The 1,916-nt window shown below is 54.0% G+C and carries 2 protein-coding genes; both read right to left on the bottom strand.

What is annotated here, in order from left to right:
• Positions 1 to 931 (bottom strand): IS91 family transposase (locus tag NWF04_00005; protein ID MCW4004969.1); only part of this gene is annotated, 931 nt, incomplete at its 3' end.
• Positions 918 to 1,811 carry a site-specific integrase gene (locus NWF04_00010; GenBank protein MCW4004970.1) on the bottom strand — a complete coding sequence of 298 codons (894 nt, stop codon included), beginning with the start codon at positions 1,809 to 1,811 and terminating at the stop codon, positions 918 to 920. The genes NWF04_00005 and NWF04_00010, both read right to left, overlap by 14 nt.
• Positions 1,812 to 1,916: the final 105 nt, after the last annotated feature.

Genomic DNA, 1,916 nt, shown 5'->3' on the forward strand with positions numbered 1-1,916 from the left:
AACTTAAAAACCCCAGGTGGCGGATCCGCCGAAAACGGGGCGGCACAATGTGGTCGAGAAAACGCGTCAGAAACGCTACCCCGCTTAGGGTCTCGGTTTTCTTTTGGTAGCCGTTTTCCCGGTCGCACCAGCTAAACGTTACCTGGCTGTCGGTCACCTCCAGTATCCGGGCATTGGAGATGGCCACCCGGTGGGTGTACCGCCCCAGGTATTCGACCACACTTTCGGGCGAGCCAAAAGCCTGCTTGGCATAGACTACCCAGGGCTTTTTAATCAAATCGCGCGGCACATACTTCTGAACTTTCCCCTGTCGCTTGAGCCGGCGCAGCTTCCGAACGAAACGGGCGCTGAACACGGCAGACATCTGCTTGACGTCGAACAAAAAGTCACCATCCTGCTTGCTGCTTTTCCAGTGGCCGTTTTCATCAATCCCCCCGGCCGGAACAATCAGGTGCAGATGCGGGTGGTAGTTTAATCGCTGGTCCCAGGTATGCAGAATGGCGATGGCCCCGGCTTGTGCACCCAGCAGCTTGGGGTCTCTGGCAAACAGGCTGAGGGTTTCCCACGATTTCTCGAACAGCAGGTTGTACATCAGCTCACGATTGAAACGGAACAGCTCCAGCAACTCGTGCGGAACGGTAAACACCACGTGAAAATATTTAACCGGCAACAGTTCCTGTTTGCGGGCTTCAATCCACAACTCTTTGTCGATGCCCTGGCAACGCGGGCAATGGCGGTTGCGGCAACTGTGCAACACGTAATGTACCGAGCCGCAATCGTGGCAGGCCATGACCGAACCTCCCAGCTCGGGGGTACGGCACCTGCCCAAAGCCCACAGTGCCTTGAGCTGGTCGCCCGAGACGCCCCGTTTCTGCTGCAGCGCAGGCGAAAACTGCCGGATAACATCGCCCAGCGTATTATCGACGGCCATTGCCGTAGAGCTTTTCCATGGGGGCAAAGCCAGCCATCGGGTTCGAACGGGCGATGTGCAGGTACATCATGGTGGTAGCAATATCGGCGTGGCCCAGTTGGTTTTTTACGCTCACAATATCCAGCCCCATTTCCAGCAGGTGGGTGGCGTAGCTGTGGCGCAACGTATGGATGCAGACTTCCTTTTGAATGCCTGTTTTTTGGATGCACGAACGGAAAGCATGGCGGATACCTTCGCGGCTGGCCTGCTGCCCGCGGACCTTCCCGTTGAAAAGCCATTTCTGCGGGTTCGAGGTTTCCAGGTATTGCTTTATCCCTCTGATGGTGAGCGGCGAAACAGGCACATAGCGGTCTTTCTTGTGCTTGCTCTGGCGCACGTGTACCTGTTTGCGGTCAAAATCAATATCCTTTATTTCCAGCTTGATGACCTCGGAGATGCGCAGGCCGCAATCGTAAATGACAGCAAACAACGCCCGGTGCTTTAACAGTTTGGGTGTTTTCAGGATAAGCCTGACCTCGGCTTGCGAGAACACCACCGGCAAGGCTTTGCTGCCCGACACCGGGGGAAGGGCCAGGTAGAGTTTCTCGTTTTTGAACATCGAAAACAGGGTGCGCAACCCATACACCAGGTGTTTGAACGAGCTCATGCTGGGTTTCTCGTTTTCCCGGATATGAAAGAGATACTCCTCCATTTGGTCAATCGACAGGTCCAGCGGGGAACACTGGAAATGCAGTACCATCTTGGAAATCTGCATCAGGTAATTACGCGTACACGATTCAGACTTGCCGGCAATGGTGTACTTGCGAAGGAATTTTTCGCTTAGGGTTTTGAACTCGGGAACAGCCTCGCAGGCCTGCTCCAGGTAGGACTTTCTGCTCATAATCAATTTGTTTAAAATTTAAAAGCACGAAAGTCGCAACATCCCGCCAACTATTCCTATTTTTAGCTGTGCAATAAGCTCCCGCAAAGCGGGTTTAGTTCAACA

This window comes from Candidatus Bathyarchaeota archaeon, from assembly GCA_026014465.1.
Classification (GTDB): Archaea; Thermoproteota; Bathyarchaeia; order Bathyarchaeales; family Bathycorpusculaceae; genus JADGNF01.

What these genes read in the sequence shown, in the direction of transcription:
- NWF04_00010 (MCW4004970.1), bottom strand. Translation starts at nt 1,811, where the DNA reads ATGAGCAGAAAGTCCTACCTGGAGCAGGCCTGCGAGGCTGTTCCCGAG.